The 21354-nt window shown below is 66.4% G+C and carries 7 protein-coding genes; 5 read left to right on the forward strand and 2 right to left on the reverse strand.

Annotated elements, in window-relative coordinates; genetic code table 11:
• Positions 1–12 precede the first annotated feature (12 nt).
• The 5 genes from GJ700_RS09725 to GJ700_RS09745 are packed head-to-tail and all read left to right on the forward strand — an operon-like array spanning position 13 to position 12802.
• Positions 13–4710 (forward strand): SDR family NAD(P)-dependent oxidoreductase, encoded by a 4698-nt coding sequence (locus GJ700_RS09725; protein WP_154373097.1) that lies wholly within the window; start codon positions 13–15, stop codon positions 4708–4710.
• Complete coding sequence (locus tag GJ700_RS09730; RefSeq protein ID WP_154373099.1) at positions 4703–10300, forward strand: type I polyketide synthase; 5598 nt, start codon at positions 4703–4705, stop codon at positions 10298–10300. Before GJ700_RS09725 ends, GJ700_RS09730 begins: the two co-directional genes overlap by 8 nt.
• A gap of 41 nt (positions 10301–10341) precedes the next feature.
• Positions 10342–11061, forward strand: a complete 720-nt coding sequence (locus GJ700_RS09735) for an aspartyl/asparaginyl beta-hydroxylase domain-containing protein (protein ID WP_154373101.1) — start codon at positions 10342–10344, stop codon at positions 11059–11061.
• Positions 11062–11090: 29 nt separating this feature from the next.
• Positions 11091–11843, forward strand: coding sequence for an aspartyl/asparaginyl beta-hydroxylase domain-containing protein (locus GJ700_RS09740; RefSeq protein ID WP_195763844.1), 753 nt, complete (start codon positions 11091–11093; stop codon positions 11841–11843).
• 26 nt (positions 11844–11869) lie between these two features.
• Complete coding sequence (locus GJ700_RS09745; protein ID WP_154373105.1) at positions 11870–12802, forward strand: cupin-like domain-containing protein; 933 nt, start codon at positions 11870–11872, stop codon at positions 12800–12802.
• Positions 12803–12841: 39 nt separating this feature from the next.
• Here GJ700_RS09745 and GJ700_RS09750 read toward each other — a convergent pair whose 3' ends face one another.
• Positions 12842–14251 carry a hypothetical protein gene (locus tag GJ700_RS09750; protein ID WP_154373107.1) on the reverse strand — a complete coding sequence of 470 codons (1410 nt, stop codon included), beginning with the start codon at positions 14249–14251 and terminating at the stop codon, positions 12842–12844.
• A 14-nt stretch (positions 14252–14265) separates the two neighbouring features.
• The gene (locus GJ700_RS09755; protein ID WP_154373109.1) at positions 14266–21354 is read right to left on the reverse strand and encodes a MupA/Atu3671 family FMN-dependent luciferase-like monooxygenase; all 7089 of its coding nucleotides are present in this window, start codon (positions 21352–21354) and stop codon (positions 14266–14268) included.

Raw genomic sequence — 21354 nt, forward strand, 5'->3', positions numbered from 1 at the left:
GAGGTGACCAGCATGTCAGAATTCGATTCCGAGCCAACCCAGAAGGACAAACTCAAACAACTGCTGCTGAACCGGCAGGGGCGCCTGCCGGCCTTCAAGGACAGCCTGCGGGCACAGGCTGCGCGCCAGCCGCGGCAGGCCGCGCTGTGTGATGGCGCCGCGTTGAGCTACGCGGACCTGCTGGCCTGCCTGGACGGCGAAGCGGCAACTGCGCCGCAGTTGGGCGCCTGCCTGCAACCCTACCTGGAGACGCTGCGCGCATGGTGGCGCACCGGCAGCGTGCAGGTGGCGGAACCTGGCTGGAGCCCGGCATACCGCGATTTCATGCGCGCGCCAATGGCGTGCCGCGCGGCGCAGCCGCATCCGGCGTTGCTGTGGCTGCCGCATGGCGACCGCTGGTGGGGACTCGACGAACGCCGACTGGCGCAGCAAACGCAGCAATGCCGTACCTTGTTTGCGATCGGTCCCGCACAGCGGGTCGGCATCGATCCCGCGCTGGCGCTCGGTTCCACGCTGGTCGTGGTGCTGGCCGCGTTGGAGGCCGGCGCTACCGTCACCACCATCGAAGCCGGGGCGCTCGACCGGCGTTTTACCGGGGCGGCGGGCGAGGCAGCCTTCACGCCGGGCACCACCTACTCCTACCATCCCGCCTGCGGCGTCTGGGCCCTGCAAGGTCGCGTGCAGGCGGTCGCTGCCGACCGCTTGCACGCGCTCGATGCGCAAGGCGCCGCGTTGCCACCGGGCGCCATCGGCCGGCTGGTGCTGCACGCGCCGGGTGTGCCGCAGATTGCGCTGCTGGACGGGCAGGGCGGCGACAGCGTGGAACTCGGCCTGACCGGGCAATTGACCCTGGACGGTATGGTGCGCATCGATACCTGCGCCAGCATGGTCGCCGACATCGCGGGGCATGCGACCGATGCGCGCGTGATTGCCGCTTTTGTGCAGGCGCATTTGCCGGTGCAGGCGGCCGAGCTGTGCTTCCGTCCGGGCAGCCAGGGCCTGTGCGCCGTGCTGTTCCTGGTGGCGCCGCCGGAGCCGCGGCTGCAGGCCGCGCTACTGGCTGGTTTGCCGGCCCATTTGCGCGGGCATCACCTGGTCGAACTGGCCGCGCTGCCCGTCGATGAAGCGGGACGCACCGACCGCAAAGCCCTGCAAGCCGTGCCGCTGGTGTCGGTGCGGCAAGTGGGGTTATGGCACAGCCAGGGCTGGTCCGGGCTGGAAACCGTCCCGGCGCCGGTGCGGCACGCGCGCTGGACGTTGCCGCCATTGAGCGCCTTTGTACCGGAGCGTGAAGCGCAGGCCGGCCCCGCCATGCTGAGCGGTGCGCCGTTGCAGGCGCGGCAGCCGCACATCGCGCTGCTGCGGGATTGCCTGCTGGAGGCGGCCGAACAACGCGAACAGCGCTACCTGCATTTCTTTGGCGCCGACGGCGAGCAACGGTTCAGCTACCGCGAGTTTTACCAGGCCAGCGCCCGCGTGGCAAGCGGCCTGATGGCCCATGGTATCGGCCGCGGCGATGCGGTGATCTTCCTGCTGCAGGATAACGTGTCGTTTTGCCAGTTGTTTTGGGCATGCCAGCTGATCGGCGCGGTACCCGTGTTTTGCGAATGGCCGGATGGCCGCGAACGGCAGGCCGGCGCACTGAACAAGTTGTTGCATGCCCAGCAAGTGCTGGCGCCGGCCCGCACCGTCAGCAGCGCCGCCATCACCGCGCAGGTGGCCGGCCAGACGGCGGGCGCCATACTGGACTTTGCCGGGCTGGCCGCACACGCGCCGCTGGCAGTCCTGCCGGCGCTCGCCGCCGCAGACAATGCGGTGTTGCTGCTGACCTCGGGCAGTACCGGTAACGCCAAACTGGTGCCCCAGACCCACGCCGCCATCCTGGCGCGTACGCGCGCCGCATGGCAAAACAATGGCGGCGGATGCGACGATATCAGCTTTAACTGGATGCCGCTGGATCATGTGGGCGGCATCGTGATGTTCCATGTTTGCGACACCTTCCTGGGGATTACGCAGCTGCATGCCCAGACGTCGCTGGTGCTGCAGGATCCCCTGTACTGGCTGGACGCCATGGAGCGTCATCGCGTCACGATCACCTGGGCGCCCAACTTTGCCTACCAACTGCTCAACGAGCGCTTGATGAACGCGCCGGGACGGCGCTGGGACTTGAGCGCCGTGCGCTTCATACTGAATGCCGGCGAAGCGATCCAGCCCCGGACCGTGCAGCGCTTCATGGATAACCTGGCGCCGCATGGCCTGGCGCGTACCGCAATGAAGCCATGCTGGGGCATGTCCGAAACCTGTTCCGGCGTCACGTACAACGCCGATTATCAGTCCCGGCCGTCCGATGCGGCGCTGGCCTTCATGCCGGTGGGATTCCCGGTGCCGGGCGTCTCGGTGCGCATCGTCGATGACGAGGGCATGCTCAGGCGGCAAGGGGAAATCGGCTGCCTGCAAGTCCGGGGCGCGAATGTGCTGGCCGGCTATTACCGCAATGACGAGCAGAACCAGCGGTCGTTTACCGCGGACGGTTGGTTCGATACCGGCGACCTGGGCAAAATCGGCCCGCAGGGCCTGGTGATCACGGGGCGCAAGAAGGAATTAATCATTATCAATGGCGTCAACTACGCCTGCCAGGAAATCGAAGCGGCGGCCGAACATTCCGGCCTGGTGCAGGTGAATTACAGCGCGGCCTGTCCGGTGACCTTGGGCAACCGGCAGGAAGCGTCGGCGCTGTTCGTGGTGGCGCCGGACGGCGCGGACGGGCGGCGCCAGCTGGCCGGCCGCTTGCGCAAGCTGATTTTCGAGCAAACCCAACTGGCGCTGGATTTCGTGGTCTTCCTGGCGCCGGAAGACGTCCCCAAGTCGAATATCGGCAAGATCCTGCGCAGCGCCTTGCAACAGCGCTTTGCCGAACAGGCGTATGCGGCATCGACCATCAGCTTCGCGGCGCAGGACGAGGATGACAAGCCGCCGCGCTGGATCGCCCAGGTGCGCTATCTGCCAAGCGAGCCGCCTGGCGCGGTGCGCGGTGCGCCGCCGCCGCTGCTGCTGGGAACGCCGCCGGTGCCGCTGGCGGGCGCGGGTCCGGCCCACGGGTGGCAACCTGCCGACCTGGAACGGCTGGCTGACAGGCTGGCCGCCGCCGGGCAGGCCCGGCTGGCTGTCTGGTGGCCGGCGCAACAAGCCGGCGCCAGCCTGGCTTACCGCCAGCTGCTGGAGCTGGTGCGGCGCACCAGCGAGGCCCATCCCGGGCTGCATGTCCGTTGTCAGGTATTTTGCGGGGCGGCGCCACATGGCTTGCCGGGATTCCTGCGCAGTATCAGCCAGGAATATCCGGCCTGGCAGACCGGCTTGGTCAGCGTGGCCGATGCCGCGCCGGACTGGCAGGCGATCTATACGACGGAAACGGGTGCCGCGCGCTGGTTGCCGCACTTGCATTACGAGCAGGGCCAGCGGCGACAACCGCGGCCGCGTCCCGCCGCGGAAGCCGCGCCAGGCGCCTTGCCATTCCGGGCCCATGCCACCTATCTGGTGTGTGGCGGATTGAGCGAACTGGCGCGTCCGCTGCTGGACTTCCTGCTTCACTATCTGCACGTTCGCCTGATCCTGTGCGGCAGGCGTCCCGCCGAGCAAGTGCAGGCCGGACTGGCGCACCTGTCCAACCCGGAGCGGGTGCATTACGTGCAAGTGGACATCGCCGACGCGGCGGCCATGCGCGCCGCCATGGCGGCGTTGCCGGACAGCTGGCGCGATGCGCTGCACGGCGTGATCCATGCGGCCGGCGTCTACGAAGAGCGCGCCGCCGGCGACATCGACGAGGCCCACTGGCGGCGGCTGACGACGGCCAAAGTGGACGGCACCGTTACCGTATTGGACGCGCTCGAGCCTTATTTGCCGGACGGTGCGCCGATCATCCACCTGGCTTCCGTCAATGGCTACTTCGGCGGCGCGGGCGTCGCGGCGTATGCGATGGCCAACAGCTTCCAGCTGGGCCTGAGCCGCGAGCTGAACCGGCGCGCCAGGCATCCATCCTATTGCCTGATGTTCAGTGCGTGGCGCGACACCGGCATGAGCCTGCGCGTCAGTTCGCTGGCGGCCAGCGCGGCCAACGGCTTTTATGTCATGGACCCGGAAATGGCGCTGCGTTCCATGCTGTGGTGCCTGTCGCAGCAACCCGGCGAATGGCTGGTCGGCGTCAACCTGGCGCATCCTGCACTGGCCGCGGATGCCGGACTGGAGGCCATGCCGCACTATGCCGTGCGCCAGTCCGGCCCGGAGAACGGCGGCGAGGTGGCGGACGAAAGCGGGTTGCCGTACAAATTCCTGCGCCCCCGGCAGAGCGCATCCTGGCGCGCCGGGCCGCAGGTTTCCGCGACCGAGCAACTGGTGGCCGAAGCGTGGCGGGCGTCGCTGCAACATGACGACTTCGGACTGGACGATAACTATTTCGCGGTTGGCGGCAATTCGATGCGCATGGTGCAATTGCGTGAACGGCTGGCGTCCGGCGCGGGCTTCGGCGTGGAGCTGACGGACCTGTTCCAATACCCGACGATCCAGACCCTGGCGGCGTTCATCGACGCCACGCGCGCCGCCGGTACGGCCGCGTCGGCGCCGGCCGGCGCCGCGCGCCAGGCGCTCGACGCGCAGGCTGAACGGCGCCGCGCGCAATTGAAACAACGACAGCAAAGGAATCGACAGCATGACTGAGCGAGCGAACCAGATCGCCGTGATCGGCTGGGCCGGACGCTTTCCGGGGGCGGATAGCGTGGAGGAATTTATCGACAAAAGTTTCGCCGGCGAAGTCATGATCAGCCATTTCACGGCCGCCCAGTTGCAGGCGCAGGGCGGCGACCCGGCCCGCGCGATCGATGGCTGGGTGGCGGCGTATGGCGCGATCGGCCAGCCGTATCACTTCGACGCGGGCTTCTTCGGTATCCGCGCCGGCGAGGCGGCCACCATGGATCCGCAGCAACGGTTGCTGTTGCAATGGTCATACCAGGCATTGTGCAATGGTGGCTACGGCCTGCGGCGGGACTTGGCGCGGTGCGCCGCATTCCTGTCCACCAGCGCCAGCCAGTACTGGTTCAAGCATATTTACGAGGCCGGCCTGGCGCACAGTTCGCCCGACTTTCTTGGACTGCTGCTGGGCAACGGGCAAGACTTCGCGGCGCAAAACGTGGCATATCGCCTCAACCTGGGCGGTCCCGGCATCAACATCAACACCGGCTGCTCGAGTTCGCTGGTGGCGGTGCACCAGGCTTGCAGCGCACTGCTCAATTACGAATGCGACCTGGCCTTGGCCGGCGGCGCCAATGTCGGCATCCACCAGGACAGCGGCTACGTGAGTGCGCCCGGCAGTATAGAATCGACCGATGGCCATTGCCGTCCCTTTGATCAGGACGCCAACGGCACGGTGCCGGGCAACGGCGGGGCCGTGTTGCTGCTGAAACGCCTGGAAGATGCGCTGGCCGACGGCGACCCTGTGCACGGCGTGATACTGGGCGGCGCCGTCAACAATGACGGCAACGCGCGGGTGGGCTTTGCCGCCCCCGGTGTGGATGGCCAGGCGCGCGTGATCCAGGCGGCCCACGCCATGGCGGACGTGGACAGCGCCTGCATCGGTTACGTGGAGGCGCACGGCACCGGCACGCGCATGGGCGACCCAGTCGAAATCAAGGCCCTGGTCCAGGCGTTCGGCCCCGGCGGGCGCTGTGCGCTGGCCAGCGCCAAAGCCTCGGTCGGCCATTTGAACGCGGCCGCCGGGGTCACCGGGCTGATCCGGGCATTGGCGGCCGTTGGCCGTGGCGAGTTGCCGGCTGCTGGCAACTTCCAGCGCTTGAATCCGCTCATCAGGCTGGAGGGCTCGCCGTTTTATATCAGCGAGGCGCGGCAGCCATGGCCCGGCCAGGATGGCGAGCGCTATGCCGGCGTGAGCAGTTTCGGCATAGGCGGCACCAATGCGCACCTGGTGGTGGCGCCGGCGCCCGCCGGCGGCCGCACCGCCTCGGCCGGGAGCGGGAGGCTGGACCATGTCGTGCCGCTGTCGGCCAAGACACCGGCGGCGCTGGTGCGCATGGCGCGGGCGCTGGCGCGGCACGTCCAGGACGCGGCGCAACTGGATCTTGCCGATTTCTGCTACACGCTGCAGCACCGCCGCGATCACTTCGATTGCCGGGTGGCGTTTGCCTGTCACGACCGCGACACGCTGTTGCACGGACTGCGGCAGGTGGGCGCTTCATCCGCGCAGCGCAAGCCGGCTGGCAACCGCCAGGGCTGGGCCTTCGCCGGCCAGGGCAGCCAGCGGGTCGGCATGTATCGCCGGTTGTACCAGGACCACGCGCCGTTCCGGCGCCTGGTGGACCGCGGCGCGGCCTGCGCCGCGCCGCGCCTGGGCCTGGATATCCGCCATTTGATTTACCCTGAACTGGGCGCATACACCGCGGCACAGGCCGAGGCCCTGCTGTCGGAAACCAAACTGACCCAGCCGGCCCTGTTCATTACCCAGTACGCCCTTGCCCAGGTGTTGCTGGACCTGGGATTGCGTCCGGCGCAAATGATCGGCCATTCGCTGGGGGAATATGTGGCGGCCGCCGTGGCCGGTGTCATGTCATTCGAGACGGCGCTGGAGCTGGTGATGGCGCGCGGCCTGGCCATGCAGGCCGCGCCCGGTGGGGCCATGCTGGTGGCGCATGCCGGACTGGAAACGGTCGAGGCCCTGCGCCTGCCCGGCGTGGCGGTGGCCGCCATCAACAGCGGCGCCAATACCACGCTGGCAGGAGCGGCGCCGGACATTGGCGCGCAGTTGGCCGTGCTGGAACAGCATGGCATTGCGGCGCGCGCGCTGGCCACGTCACACGCCTATCACAGCCCGCTGATGGCGGCGGCGCGCCCGGCATTCGAGGCGGCATTGGCCGGCGTGCGCCTGCAGGCGCCGCAAATGTCATTTATTTCGAACCTGACCGGCCGCCCGATCACGGCGGCACAGGCGGTTGACCCGTGCTACTGGCTGGACCACATGCTGGCGCCGGTGCGGTTTGGCGATGGCGTGCAGGCGATGGCCGCCGGCTGCGATGTGCTGCTGGACCTGGGCCCGCAGGCGGTCCTGCTCAACCTGCTGCGCCAGAACGGGGCGGCCGCGCTGGCGCTGGGCGGAAAGGGCGATGGTTGTGCCGACGCCGGCATCAGCCACGTCATGGCCGGGCTGTGGACGGCGGGTTATGACGTGCCTTGGCCGGAGCAGGGCGGGCGGTGCATCCATTTACCCGGCTATCAGTTCGATGAGAGCGAGTATCTGCTGCCGTCGCCATTGCAGGCCGGCGGCCGCGCCGCCGCCCCGCCGGTCGCCGATCCGGCCGCCGAGCCGCACCGCGCCTGGCGCCATGCGCCGGTGTGGGAAGCATTGCCGGCGGAGGCCGACAGCGGCGTGCCCGCGCACGGCAAGCTGCTGGTGCTGTGCGGCGCGGCGCCGGCGGCCGGCCTGGCGGCGGAATTCGATGCCTGCGCCACCTTGTCCGAGTTGGCCGCAAGCGCCGCCGCGCCGTTGCCGGCGGCGTCCATGCAGTCCGTATGCGTGCTGGTCGACGCGGCCCAGGCCGAACAGTTGTTTCCCCTGTGGCGTGAAATCAGGCAATTGGTGATGGCCCTGACGCGTCATTGGAGCGCTTGCGAGCGCATTGTGCTGACGCTGGTTTGCGCGCCGGACGCCGATGGCCAGGCGGCGCCGGCGGTGCAGGCGGTGGCGGCGGCGCTGAACGTGTATGCACAGGAGGTGCCCAATTTGAGCACGCGCCTGCTGCTGTTGCCGGAATCCGGCCAGCTGCGGCGCTGCTGGCCATACCTTTGCGGCCCGGCCCGGCACCGGGTGTTGCGCGCCGGGCCGGACGGCCTGAGCACGCTGGCTTACCGGCCGCTGGGGGAACTGGCGATGCCTGCCCGGCCGCGCCTGCGCCTGAACGGACGCTATCTGGTGTTTGGCGGCATGGGACGGGTCGGGGCCCGGCTCAGCGCCATGCTGGCCGACGAGTATGCGGCGGAAGTGACGGTGGTGAGCCGCAATCCCGTGCCGGGCGTCGACCCGCGCCACGTGACCGACTTGTACCGCCTGGGTGGTGAGGCCGGACGGCCGGACATGGCGCCGGTGGCGGTGCGCGATGTGGCCGGGCTGGCCCGGTTGATGCGCGCCCGGCGCGCGGCCGGCGGGCCGCCGTTGCGGGTGTTGGCCATCGGCGATGGCGATCCGATAGCGGACATGTGCGGCCAGGTCGCGGCGGACGGGGTGCATTGGGTCTTTACGCAGGCCGAGCCAGCCGCGTGCCGTGACCGGCTCGGCGCCGCGCGCGTCGAATTGCGCCGCCTGGACCCGGCCGGCGATCCCTTCGAACAGGGCTTCGCTTACCAGGAGTTCGACCTGGCCGTGGTGTGCGGGCTGGATGCGCCGGGCGGTGATCATGGCGCCTTGCTGGTGCGGCTGGCGGCATTGCTCAGACCCGATGGCGGATTGGCCATCTTCGGCCCGACGGAAGGCTGGCGCGGGGCGTTGGCGGAAGCCGGTTTCCAGGGCTTGCCGGCGGCCGGCGCCGGGTTCCCGCCGCTGCTGTTTGCGCAAGGGGTGCCCGACGGCCTGTATGCCCGGGCGACGGCGCAGAGCGCTTATTTGCGGCGCCGCACCGGCCAGGGGCCGGCCGGCGCGGCGCTGTCCTACGTGGTCATGGATGTAGGCGATCCCGCACACTGGGCATTGCTGGAGCGGCACTGCGCATCGGCGGCGCTCCAGTACGACGGCATCGTCTATTCGGTGACCTCCTTCAACAGCGCGCTGGGTTTGCATACCGCGCTGAGCGAGGGCGCCGCCGGACAGGAATTTTCCGTCAAGGCCGATAGCCTGGACCGGCTGGCCAGCCTGGCGAACCGGACACGCAGCGCGTTCGTGGCGGTGATGTCGTCCATGTCCGCTGTGCTGGGCGGTATCGGTCACAGTTCCTATGCGGCGGCCAACGCATTCCAGGACGCGTTTTGCCGCCGTCAAAGCCGTCCCGGCCAGCATTGGGTCAGCATGAACTGGGACGGCTGGGGCGCCAACCATGCGGACGGCGCATCGATGGCGGCCAACGCGCTGAGCCCGGCCGAAGGGGTGCGGGTGTTCCGCAGCGGGTTGGATGAGTTTGCCGGAACCCAGCTGGTCGTCTCGCGCCAGGCGCTCGACGAACGCGTGGCCGACTGGGTCGAGGGGCGCGGCGTCGCCAGCGCCAGCGCGGCCCCGGGCGCCGGGACGGACCGGCTGGCCACACTGCGCGGGATTTGGCAATTCCTGCTGGGCAATGACGAAAACCTGACGCCGGACAGCCACTTCTTCCAATGTGGCGGCGATTCGCTGGTCGCCATTCAATTGCTGGCGATGGTTAAAAAGCGCTTGAACGTGACGCTCAACCTGGCTGATTTCGTTCAGCAGCCTACCTTGGGGGCGTTGCAGAGCGCCATCGCCGGCGCCGCCGCGCCGGCGGCGGTGCGCAACCTGGTGGTACTGCAGCCGGGCGGCGATACGGACCACGTGGTGCTCTGCATCCACCCGGGAGGGGGCAGCCTGGGCGCCTATGCCGAACTGGTCAAAGCGATCGGGCCGCATGTGCGGGTACTGGGTTTGCAGTCCAATCTCGCCGCCGCGCCCGATGTCCCGTTGCATGCGGCCATCGAACAGATGGCGCAAGCCTATTACGGACAGTTGCGTGCGCAGCTGGGGCGGGCCAGGGTGACGCTGGTGGCGTACTGTTTTGGTTGCCTGGTTGGTTTTGAACTGGCACACCTGTTCGCGCAGCATGATCCGCAACGCCTCGACAAGCTGGTGCTGGTTGACGGCCACGCGCCGGCCATCGATGACGGCAATGCCGATTTCCCGCGCTTCCTGGGCAAGCTGGCGCGCCGTGCCGAGGTGGCGCTGACGCCGGACGAACTGGCGCGCATGTCGCAGTGGGATGCGGCGGCCATTGCCGATGCATTCGTTGAACGGATGGGGCACACGCGCGCGCCCGAGCGCATCCGCATGCTTCAGCGCAGTATCGAGGAAGTGCTGTTGTCGAACCGCGCCCGCATGGCTTACCGTCCCGTGCACAAGTTGACGCTGCCGGCGGTGTTGTGCCGGATCGATGACCCGGAGTTCCATTGCGCAAACAACGATGTGCCGGACCTGGATTGGGGACGCTACCTGATCAACCTGGAGGTCCACCGACTTGGAGGAAAACACGAAGAACTATTGAGCGAGCAAACCAACCTGGCGACCGTGCTGGCATGCATCGGTCGATGAAACAACAAGGCAGCATTTCCATTGCATACAAGACATAAAAAATGAGACTGAAAGAAAAGCTGATCAACTGGGGTTACCAGAATTACTTCAAGCTGGCTCACGCGCTGTTGGTGAGGAACTCAACGATGGCCGGCAAAACCTGCTGGCGCGGCGACGAAGTGCCCTGGCTGCATGAACTGGAAGAGAATTACCAGGTGGTGCTGGAGGAAACCATGGCTTTCAAGCGGCATATCGGGCGTCACCTGGATAAGGAGGATCTGTATCCAGGCATGACGCGCCACCATGGCCTGGACAAGTGGGAATATTTTCACTCCATGGTGTATTGCCAGAGGATAGAGCCGGTCGCGGCGCACTTCCCGAAGACGCTGGCGCTGGTCAAGGACGTATTGCCAAACGCATGCAGCGTCATGGTTTCGTGCATGCCCGGGGTGACCAACATTCCGCGCCACGAGGATTTCAAGACGGGCACCTTGCGCGTGCACCTGGGCTTGAAAGTGCCGGACCCGGTCAACGATTTTCTGGTCTTCGACGATATCAAGCTGAACTGGGCGGAAGGCAAGGCTTTCGTGATTGACCAGACCCGCGCCCACGCCGTCGTCAAGCCGTCAACCGAAGAGCGCATCGTGCTGCTGGTGGACTTCCCCCGCCCGGCCGGCCGTTTCTTCGAATGGCTCAATTACGACATGTTCGTCAAAGTCAGGGGCGCCTTCGAGGGGGCCGCGTTGAGCAAGCGCTACCAGCGTGTGCTCGAGGTTCGATAAACGTTTCCGAGGCAATCTTGAAAAACATAATGCGGAAAGTATTTGATGCGGCGGTCATCGTCCCGTTGTACCGGATGACTGAAATTTTGAACTGGCGCCTGGGCAAAGCGGGGCCCGGGCCGATCTGGTATGCGGACCGCATGCAATGGATGCGCGCACTGGAGGAAAACTGGCCCGTGGTGCTGGATGAGTTCGAGCGCTTCCGTGCCCGGTTGGACCGTCTGCCAGACCTGGAAGACTTGCGCACGTCCAACAATGTTGCGGACTTTGGCGGCGGCTCCTGGGGTTTTTTGTATCTGCGCCTTAACGGCACCGGGAACGCCATGCTGGCGCCGCATTTTCCGCGCACCCTGGCGCTACTGGAAACCCACGTTCCGGAACTGTTCAGCGTACGCTTCTCGCTGCTCGGCGGCGACCGCAAGGAGATCACGCCGCACCGCGACGGCCATTGCCAGTCCATCATTTGCCATTTGCCGCTGATCGTGCCCGAGGGCGAATGTTCGATCACCATTGCCGGCCGGCGCCAGCCCTGGACAGTGGGCAAGTGCTTCGCTTTCGATGCTTCAGCGCTGCATTCGGTGCAAAAGGAATCGAAAGAGGAGCGCCTGGTGGTATTGATCGACACGTTCCGGCCGGTGCCGTTCTGGCTGCGCGGGATTTCGCGTGCGGTTTTCCGCTACACCACGCGCAAAGCCCCGGTCGCGCAGATCATGCGCCAGCACGACCAGGCTGTCGGCAAGGCGCTCGCGGCGCGGGCGGCGGCGCCGGCGCCGGCGCATTGAGCGGTTGTGGCGGCCACAGGAAACTGATGATGAATATCCTAGGAAATCTACCAAACCGGCTCGCGGCTGCCGCGCCCGCGGTCTACGACGCCGCGGCGTTGCCCGAGGACGTGTTTTACCAGCGGCACGTGCTGTTGAACAAACCTTGCCTGATCAAGGGCGCCGTCCGCGCCTGGCGCGCGGCGCGCTTCTGGCACGAGCCCGGCTACCTGGCGTCGCGGGTAGGCCGGCCTGCCGTGGCGCTCTACCGCCACTCGAACTATCTGCACCAGGAATTGATGGCAAAAAGCGAGCAGCAGGTCGCGCTGGACGACGCCGTGCTGCAATTGCAGGCCAACCGCGACGGCGTGGTCAGCGTGCCCTCGATCTTTTTCACGGCCGGGGGACCGTTCGCGCCGCTGCTTGACGACCTGGATGAATTTCCCTTTCTGCGCCAGTTGCCCGATCCGCTGATTTCGCCGCGCCATCGTGTTTTCCTGTACAGCGGCGCGGGTACCGCCTGGCACTACCATGAGGCGGACGAGACGCTGATGTGCCAGATTAAAGGCAGCAAGCGGGTCGGCTTGCTGGCGCCGCTCAACCCGGCGTTCGACCGCCTGGAACCGGACCTGATGCGCTATCGGTACCTGGAAAGCGGCGCCTGCTTCGACGCGTACCGGGAACACGTGCAGCCCTGCGAGGTGGTGGTGGAAGAGGGGGATTGCCTGTACATTCCGCCGTACTGGTGGCATGGCGTGGAACCGACCGATACGCGCTTCGGCATCACGCTGGCGCAGTGCTGGGGCTCGCCGCGGCATAAGCTGGCCGCGTTCCAGGTGCCGATCGTGCGCCGCACCTGGATCGGCGCGCTGCTGGGGCACCGGCGGTCGGCGCGCCTGGTGCTGCGCCACGGCGCGCCGGCACTGGCTGCGCGCCTGTGGTTCCGTCTCAGCCAGCGGCGGCACGACGGGATACAGTAGGCTGGCCCGGATGGCAGGCTGCCGCCGGGCCGCCTGCCTTCATTCCAGCGGATCCACCACATAGGCGATGGTTTCAGCCGCCCCCTGGTGGGAATTGATGATGCCGCTGCCGCCGCTGGCCGGCTGGATGCGCAGCCAGATCCGGCCCAGCCGCTCGCCGAAGCAGAACGTGCCCCAGATGCCGTGAAAGCGGCCGATGCCCTGTTCGCCCTGCTGGCCCAGGTAGGTCAGCGATGCATAATATTGCTGGATCACCCAGCATTTTTCCCGCACGGCCCGTTCCACCACCTGGCGCCACTCGCTGGCCGGGGTCTTGCCGCCAATATACAAGTCGTTGCCCTGGCAACCCTTGGCATGCTTGATCACGAATTCGTGCTGCTGCTCGACCGCCAGCGTCGCCAGCTGGTGGCGCCCGCCCCGGTAATCGACGTGTTCCTGGTCGAAGGCACGGGTCCATGGCACGTGGCGTTCGATCACGCCGCGTTCCTGTTCCGTAAAGCGGCGCGGGTCGCCGGCATGGGTGGACAGCAGGGCCAGCATGCGCTTGTCGCTGTACACGACCGGCAGGGTTTCATCGACGATATACACGGTGCACGCCATATAGGCACGCAGCACCGGCAGGGGCAAAGTCAGTCCCGATGGATTGAGCAGGGAATGGATGCGCTGACCCTGGACATGCACGCCGTCCCTGCCGGCGCTGAGCGCGTCGAAATTATTCATGAACAATGTGCCGTGCAAGCCGTGTTGCTCCAGGGCCTGCTGATAAACCGCGGCGAAGTAGGCGCTGGTGCTGCCTGTCGCGTATTCATGGGGTGCGGCGATGAACAGGTTATGCACACCGCCATCGGCCAGGCCGGTATTGCGCCGCGCCAGGCCGATCGAATAATTGAACCAGGCCAGCAACACATTGGTCGGGGTATAGCGGAATGGCGTTTCCTGCATAAAGCGCTGCATGGCGGGACAGCGCAGGTAAGCGGCGCTGATGGCTTCAGTTTGCCAGCCACCGATCTGGCTACCCATATTTTGTTCCAGGCACATCAGACCGTCGCTGGTATTGATGAAGTCACCACGCGCCACCACCGACTGGCCATGCCATTTGTGCGTGAACAACATCGAGAACAGCAGTTTGTTTTCGATGCCGAAGTAATTACAAATCGCGTCCACGTCGTTGTCGAAAAACAGCCGCGGTATTTTGTTGATCAGCGCGGGCAGTACCGTGGCCGGCACCTCGACCGCGCGAAAGTTGGCGCTGTCGACAAAGAAGGGCCAGCGCTGCACGGGAAACTGATAGTGCCGCATCAGGTCAGGCAAATCATCCTGCAGCAGATAGTCGGCCGGGCGGTGCAGCGCCGGTTCGTTGAGGGCAAAGCGGGCAAACCGCTCCGGCACGATGCCCAGCGGGGCGTACGACGTGGCGATGATTTCGTCCACGGAGGAGGACTCGCGCATGGTGATGCTTCCTTTCATTCTATTGCGCCGGTGCGCTTGCGCGCCGCGAGGCGGGACAGGCGTTCCTGGCGGTTGTCTGCGGCGGCGCCCGTGTGGCGCAGGGAGGCCAGCGGCGCGTCGGGCGCGTGCCGGACCAGCGCGCCGATCAGCGCGGCAAAACGGTCGCACACGGCGGCGATGGCGGTGTCGCCGAACAGCTGGCGGTTGTAGCCGAGCGCCGCTTCGAAGCCGCAGTCGGTTTCATTCATCAGCAACGCGAGGTCGAATTTGGCGGCGGCGACGTCGGCGCGGACCGGCTGGATGGCCATGCCGCCACGCCCCAGTTCCACATTGCCCAGCACCTCATACGAGAAACGCACCTGGTAGACCGGGGCATAGCTGCTGCTGCGTGGCGGATTAAGGCGCTGCACCACCAGGCTGAAGGGAACGTGTTGGTGGTCGAAGGCTTCCACGATGGTGGCCCTGGCTTTGGCCAGGACTTGTTCCAGGCTATGCGTCCAGTCGAATTGCTGGCGCACCACCACGGTATTGACGAAATAGCCGACCACTGCTTCCAGTTCGACCCGGCTGCGGTTTTGTACGGACGTGCCGACGGCGATGTCGTACTGGCTGGACCAGTCGCTGAGGAACAATTGCCATGCCGTCAGCATGAAAATATACGGCGTGATGCCGAGCCGGCTGGACAACTGGCGCACCAGGTGCGAGACGTCGGCATCGAGCCGGAACAGGTGTTCGCCTCCCTCCGCACCCAGCACGGCCGGCCGGGGCTTATCCCAGGGTAACTGCAACAAGTCCGGCATGCCGGCCAGCGTCGCGGCCCAATAGTCGAGGCCGGACTTGAAGCCGTCCTGTCCATATTGCTGGTCGAGCCACAGCGCATAGTCGGCGTACTGGATGGGTAACGGCGGCAGCGCCGGCGCCTGCGGCGTGGCCAGCGCTTCATACAGGTCGAACAATTCCCTGATCAATAGCCGGTTCGACCAGCCGTCGGAGATGATATGGTGGATCGCGAACATCAGCACGGCATGGTCCGGACCGAGCACGAGCAGCCCGAGGCGGAACAGCGGACCCGTTGCGAGGTCGAACGGCGTGTCGCCGAAAGCGCGCAAGTGGCTGGTCACGTTCGGATGCCGGACCTGCCCAACCCCCGCCAGATGCCGCACTTCAAGCCCGACCGGGGCCCGGTCTTCGATGTCATAGCACAGGTGGCCGTCGCTGACGTAAAAGCGCGCATTGAGCAGGTCATGGCGCTGCTGCAAGGCGGCCAGTGCCTGCGACAGGCGGGACGGGTCCAGCGGCCCGTTGATTTCCAGGCTGGTGGACATATTGTAGAGACTGGCATTGTGGCCATGCAGGCTGGAAAACCACAGGCTTTGCTGCAGCAGCGTGGCGGGAACGCCGCGGCGCCGTCCCTGTGGCAGCAGGGGAACCGCACGGGCCGGGCCGCCCTGCGCCAGGTGGCGTGCCAGTTCGGCGATGGTCGGTCCCTCGAACAGGACGCGCACCGGCAATTCCAGTCCCCAGCGGCGCGCAATGCGGTTGAGCAGCTGGGCTGCAAGCAATGAACGGCCGCCCAGGTCGAAGAAGTTGTCGTGGATACCGACGCGTTCCACATTCAGCACCTCCGCCCACATCAGCGCCAGTTCGCTTTCCAGTTCATGTTGCGGCGCCGTGTAATCGCGCGGCTTCGCCACCTGGGCTTCCGGCACCGGCAAGCCCTGCAGGTCGATCTTGCCGTTGGGTGTGTAAGGCCACTGCTCGACAAGGATGTAGGTGTCGGGCTGCATAAAACCGGGCAGGCGCTGGCGCAGATTGCGTTGCAGGCGGGGAAGCAGCGCATGGCTGTGGTCTTCCTTGAGCGGGTTATTGCTCATCGGCGCAGACGAGTCGGCCGCGCCGGCCGTTTCGCGCGCGCTGGCCAATTGGGCCGCGCTGCGCAGCACCAGGCTGACCGATGCGGCGGCGCCGCCGGCGTGCCAGCACAGGCTGGTTTCATAGCCACAGTCGTGCGCCACGGCGCGCAACAGCGCCAGCGAAGCGTCGGCCACCGGCGTTGGCCGGGTGGCGGCCAACTGGCCAACGGTTTGCTGCGGATCGCGGCGGGCGACGCAGGCGCCCAGGTCCATGTCGTTACCCAGCAGCGGGTGGGGCAAGCCGTCGATGATGCACAGGTCGGGCGCCTGGGTGCGCAGCAACTGGCGCACCTGGTCGCCGCTGTACAGGTCTTGCTGCCACTGCAAAACCAGCTCCCTGCTGGCATGCAGCGCCGGCGCCGTGTGCAAAATCACGTCATAGCGGTACTTGCTCATTTCCGTGTGCCCATGGCTGGGCTTGGGCAGGATTTGCACCCGTTTGATTTGCGGGAAATGCGTTGGCAGATTGGCGAAATAGGCCGGCGCCAGCAACAATTCGCGTTCATGCGCGACGCGCTGGCTGATGCGGTGACGCAGCTGGATCAGCTTGTCGTCGGGCCGCGCCCGCGCATACTCGACCGAGGTGGCGAAGGCTTCCAACAGCGCCAGGTGGCGCACGTCGCCGACGAAAATGCTGCCGCCCGGTTTCAGGTTGGCCAGGACATCGCCAAGCACCTGGGTCAGGTAGGCTTCCGAGGGGAAGTACTGCACCACGGAATTGAGGACGGCGGTATCGTAACGGCCCCCGGCCTGGGCCGCGAATTCATGGGCGGCGCAGCGGCGCAGGCGCACCTGCTGTGCCGCCTCGCCCAGATAGCCGAGGTGGGCGGCGATATAATCCAGACCGTTCTGGGCGAAGTCGATGCCGGTATAACTGGCCACGCGCGGCGCCAAGCGGAACAAGACCAGGCCGGTGCCCACGCCGATTTCCAGCACGTCGGCATGGGCCGGCGCCGGAATCCTGGCGACCGTGTCGTCGATCCACTCCTGCATCAGTTCGCGCGGGTAAGCGCGCTGGTCATAGCTGCTGACCCAACTGGCGAAATTGAAGCGGGGGTCGGCTCCGGCTGACGCCGCCGGGGCGGCAAACGTTTCGTCATACAGCGCCTGCCAACTGTTGACCCGCTCGTTTCCCATCGACGTCGATTGCGCCGCGTCGGCGCGCGCCATCACATAGGCCACCAGCCGGTCATTGCCGGCTTGGTCTTTTTTCACGGCGACCACGGCGTGCGTCACGTCCGCTTCGTGCAGCAGCGCTTTTTCAATGTCGCCGGGTTCGATGCGGAAGCCGTTCAGCTTGACCTGGAAGTCGCCCCGTCCATGGAAATCCCAATAGCCGTCATGGCGCAGGCGAACCAGGTCGCCGGTGCGGTACATGCGCCGTCCGGGCTGCCTCGAATACGGGTCGGGCAGGAATCGTTCGGCGGTCAGCGCCGGTTGGCCATGGTAGCCCATGGCCACGCCGAGGCCACCGATATACAGTTCACCGATCACGCCTGGCGGGACCAGCTGGCCGGCTTCGTCAAGCACGTAAAACTGGGTGTTGGCGATCGGATGGCCAAGGTAGCTGTCGAGGCCATCCAGGCGCGCGGTGCCGGACCAGACCGTGGTTTCCGTCGGGCCGTACATATTGTGCAGGCGGCCGCGGAAATGCGGCCGCAGCGCCTGCAGCACTGCCGGCGACAGGTGTTCCCCACCCAGCAACAGGCGGTCCAGGCGGCCGATTGCCTGCGCCGCGCCCGGCTCGTTGAGCATCAGGTGCATCAGCGAGGGGGTACTTTGCATGATATTGACGCCATGCGCCTCGATCAGCTCGGACAGGGTGGAAGGCGTGGCGGGTTGTTCCGTGCGATGCTGCATCAGTTGCCGCAACTGCCCCAGGTAGCGCAGGTGTTCGACCACCTGCGCCTGGTCGACGCCGAAATCGATCAGGCTGGCGATTTCGTCCACGCCGGCATCGTACAGGCTGTGGGCGATGCGGGCGCAATGCTCGACCGTGCCAAACAGGGCGTTGGTGCGGAAATAACGCTGGCAACCCGCTTCCAGCAGCACCTCGGGGTCGACATCGGTACCCCAGCCTTGCGCTTCCGCAAAGGGACGCAGCAAGCCGGCCGAACTGCGCAGGTATTCCTTGAATGGCGCCTGGGCCAGCCGGTGCGCCGTCTCCATGTCGCCACACACGAAGGTGTGGACCATGACAGAGACCTTGCCGGTCTGCGGGGCGAAGCCGGCCTGCGCCCGCGCTTCGCGGTAGATGGCGATGTTGGCTGCCAGCTGGGCGGGAGTCTGTCCCAGGATATGGGTCAGCAGGTGCAGGCCCAGGCGGCCGGCGCGGCGGAACGTTTCCGGATTGCCGGCCGTGGTCAGCCATATCGGCATCTGGGCCTGCAGCGGCAGGGGGCGGATACGGACCTCCACCTGATCGCCATTACCGGCGACGGCCTGATGCGCTTCGCCGCGCCACAGCTTGCGCAGCACCTCGATGCCCTCGAACATATGTTCGTAGCGGTTGTTGTAATTTTCCGGCGCGAATACAAAATCGTTGAAATGCCAGCCGCAGGTTACCGAGACGCCGGCGCGTCCGCCGGACAGGTTATCCACCATGGACCAGTCTTCCGCCACCTGGATCGGATTGTGCAACGGCAGCACCACGCTGCCGGCGCGCAACTGCAGTCGCTTGGTGACTTGCGACAGGGCGGCGGCGGTAATGCAGGGGTTGGGGAACTGGCCGCCGAAGGCATGGAAATGGCGCTCCGGCATCCAGACCGCGTCAAAGCCGTTCTGGTCCGCAAATTGCGCGCCGGCCATCAGGAGATCGTATTTGCCATGGCCCTGGCGTTCCGGATCGGAGGCGAAATAATACAGGCTGAAGGCCAGCCCGTTACCGCTCTGGCGCCGCGGCAGTTCGTCCGCAGGCGCCGGTGGGCGGTGCTGGGCCTGGGCGTCTGCCAGCACCACGCGGTGCCCGCGCGACAGGGTCCAGAACAGCTCCAGCACCGAAATGTCGAACGACATGCTGGTCACGGCCAGCATGGTGACCGGCGCCGTGCCGGCCGGTTCCTGCAGGCGCTGATCCAGGCCGAGCAACAGGTTGGCGACATTGGCATGGCTGATCACGACGCCTTTCGGTACGCCGGTCGAGCCGGACGTATAGATCAGGTAGGCCGCGCCTTCGAGGCGCGACAAATCGGCTTCTCCTGGTGCATCGGCGGCGCTCAGGCCGTGCTGAACCAGCAGGCGGCGGCGCGTCGCCGGGAAATGGCCGGCAGCCGCATCGCTGTCGACCAGGATGGCCGCGACATCGGCATCGTCGGCAATATACGCCAGGCGTTCGCGCGGATACTCCGGATCGAGCGGCACATAGGCCGCGCCGCGCGCCATCACCGCCAGCAAGGCCAGCACCATGTCGATCCCGCGCGTCATATGGACGGCGACGCGGTCGCCCGGCTGGATGCCTTCGCGGCCCAGCCAGGCGCTCAGGCTGCGCACCTTGGCCGCCAGCTCGGCAAAGCACAATTCCCGTGCGCCATGGACCAGGGCGCCGTTGCCGGCGCCGGCGCCGGCTTGGTCGAATATCTGGCGCACCACGGTGTGTGGAGGCAGCGGCGTCAGCGCCTGTTGCCCGGCAATATCGGTCAGTTGCGCGGCCTGCTCCTCGCTCAGCAACGGCAGGGCGCCGACCGCGCAGCCGGGCGCGGCGGCGATGGCAGCCAGCAGCACGGCGAAGCTGTCGGCCAGGCGGTGTATGGTGGCTGGCCGGAACAGGTCGGTGTTGTATTCCCACCCCAGGCGCAAGCCGTCGTCGTCGTCCTGCAAATAGAGGCTGAGGTCGAACTTGGCAAACTGGTGATAGTGTTCCAGTTCTTCGACTTCCAGGCCATGCAGGCTGGGGCGGCTGCGGCCGCGGCTGTCGAAAGCAATGAAGGTCTGGAACAGCGGATGATGGCTGGTGCTGCGTTCCGGATTGACTTCATTGAGCATCATTTCAAACGGAATTTCCTGCAGGCTGTATGCGTCCGCGATGCCGGCGGCAGCCTGTTGCAGCACTTCGGTAAACGCCATGCCGCGCGTGATGCGATGGCGCAGCACCAGCGTGTTGACGAAGAATCCGATCATGGGTTCGACGTCGCGCAGCGTGCGGTTGGCCGCGGGCGTGCCGATCACGATATCGTCGGCGCCACTGAAGCGGGCCAGCAAGACGGCATACGCCGCTTCGAGCAGCGCGAACAGCGACACGCCTTGCGCGATGGCCAGGCTGCGCAGCGTGGCGCTGGCGTCCGGCGGCAGGCGGCGCCGGTAAAAGTCGCCGTTGTAGGTCATCTCGCCGGGACGCGCCTGGTCGGTTGGCAGGCTGTGCAGGGCCGGCGCGGCGGCAAGCCGGTGCCGGTACGTTGCCACGGCTTCGGCCACGCGGGAGCCGGCCAGGGCGGCGTTTTGCCAATGGGCGTAGTCGGCGTACTGGTAGCGCAACGGTGGCAACTCCGGCGCGTGGCCGCGTGTGGCGCAGTTGTAGAAATGGCTGAACTCTTGCACGACCAGGTTCAGCGACCAGCCGTCGCTGGCGATGTGATGCATTGTCAACAGCAAGACGTGATGCCGGGGCGAACAGCGTATCAGCCCGGCACGCAACATTGGCCCTTCGCTCAAAACAAAGCGGCGGCGCGCTTCTTCGCCCATCAGGCGCCGCAACGCGGTGTCGCGCAGCGCCGGATCGGGTTGGTCGAGCTCGGTAATCGGGACGGTTACCGCTTGTGGCGGAAGGATGAACTGGAGGACCTGGCCCTCCACCTGGCGGAAGCAGGTGCGCAGACTCTCGTGGCGTTCCAGTATGCTGGTCAATGCCGTTGCCACCGCGGCGTGGTCCAGCTCGCCCGTCAATTGCAACGCGAGCGGAATATTGTAGGCGCTATTGCCCTGTTCGAACTGGTCGAGGAACCACAAGCGCTGCTGGGAATACGACAGCGCACAGCCAGCGCTCTTGTCGATGCTGGCCAGTTCCGGGACGCGCTCCGGCTCCTGGGGCGACAGGAACGCGACCAGCGCGTCGCGGTGCCGCCTGATCAGCTCCGCATGCGCGGCAGTCAGGGCGCCCGGCAGCGCTTTGGTTTTCAGCTTGCCCTCGTTGACGAACAGGTAGATACCGTCTTCGTTCAACTGTGTTACCACCGCTTGCATCGGTACTTGCGTCAT

The organism is Pseudoduganella rivuli (assembly GCF_009674485.1).
In the GTDB taxonomy this organism is placed as follows: Bacteria; Pseudomonadota; Gammaproteobacteria; order Burkholderiales; family Burkholderiaceae_D; genus Rugamonas; species Rugamonas rivuli_B.

Excerpts from the sequence above, each read along its gene's own strand:
- GJ700_RS09750 (WP_154373107.1), bottom strand. The coding sequence starts at position 14,251 with ATGCGCGAGTCCTCCTCCGTGGACGAAATCATCGCCACGTCGTACGCC.
- GJ700_RS09740 (WP_195763844.1), top strand. The coding sequence starts at position 11,091 with ATGCGGAAAGTATTTGATGCGGCGGTCATCGTCCCGTTGTACCGGATG.
- GJ700_RS09730 (WP_154373099.1), top strand. The coding sequence starts at position 4,703 with ATGACTGAGCGAGCGAACCAGATCGCCGTGATCGGCTGGGCCGGACGC.
- GJ700_RS09725 (WP_154373097.1), top strand. The coding sequence starts at position 13 with ATGTCAGAATTCGATTCCGAGCCAACCCAGAAGGACAAACTCAAACAA.
- GJ700_RS09745 (WP_154373105.1), top strand. The coding sequence starts at position 11,870 with ATGATGAATATCCTAGGAAATCTACCAAACCGGCTCGCGGCTGCCGCG.
- GJ700_RS09755 (WP_154373109.1), bottom strand. The coding sequence starts at position 21,354 with ATGACGCAAGTACCGATGCAAGCGGTGGTAACACAGTTGAACGAAGAC.
- GJ700_RS09735 (WP_154373101.1), top strand. The coding sequence starts at position 10,342 with ATGAGACTGAAAGAAAAGCTGATCAACTGGGGTTACCAGAATTACTTC.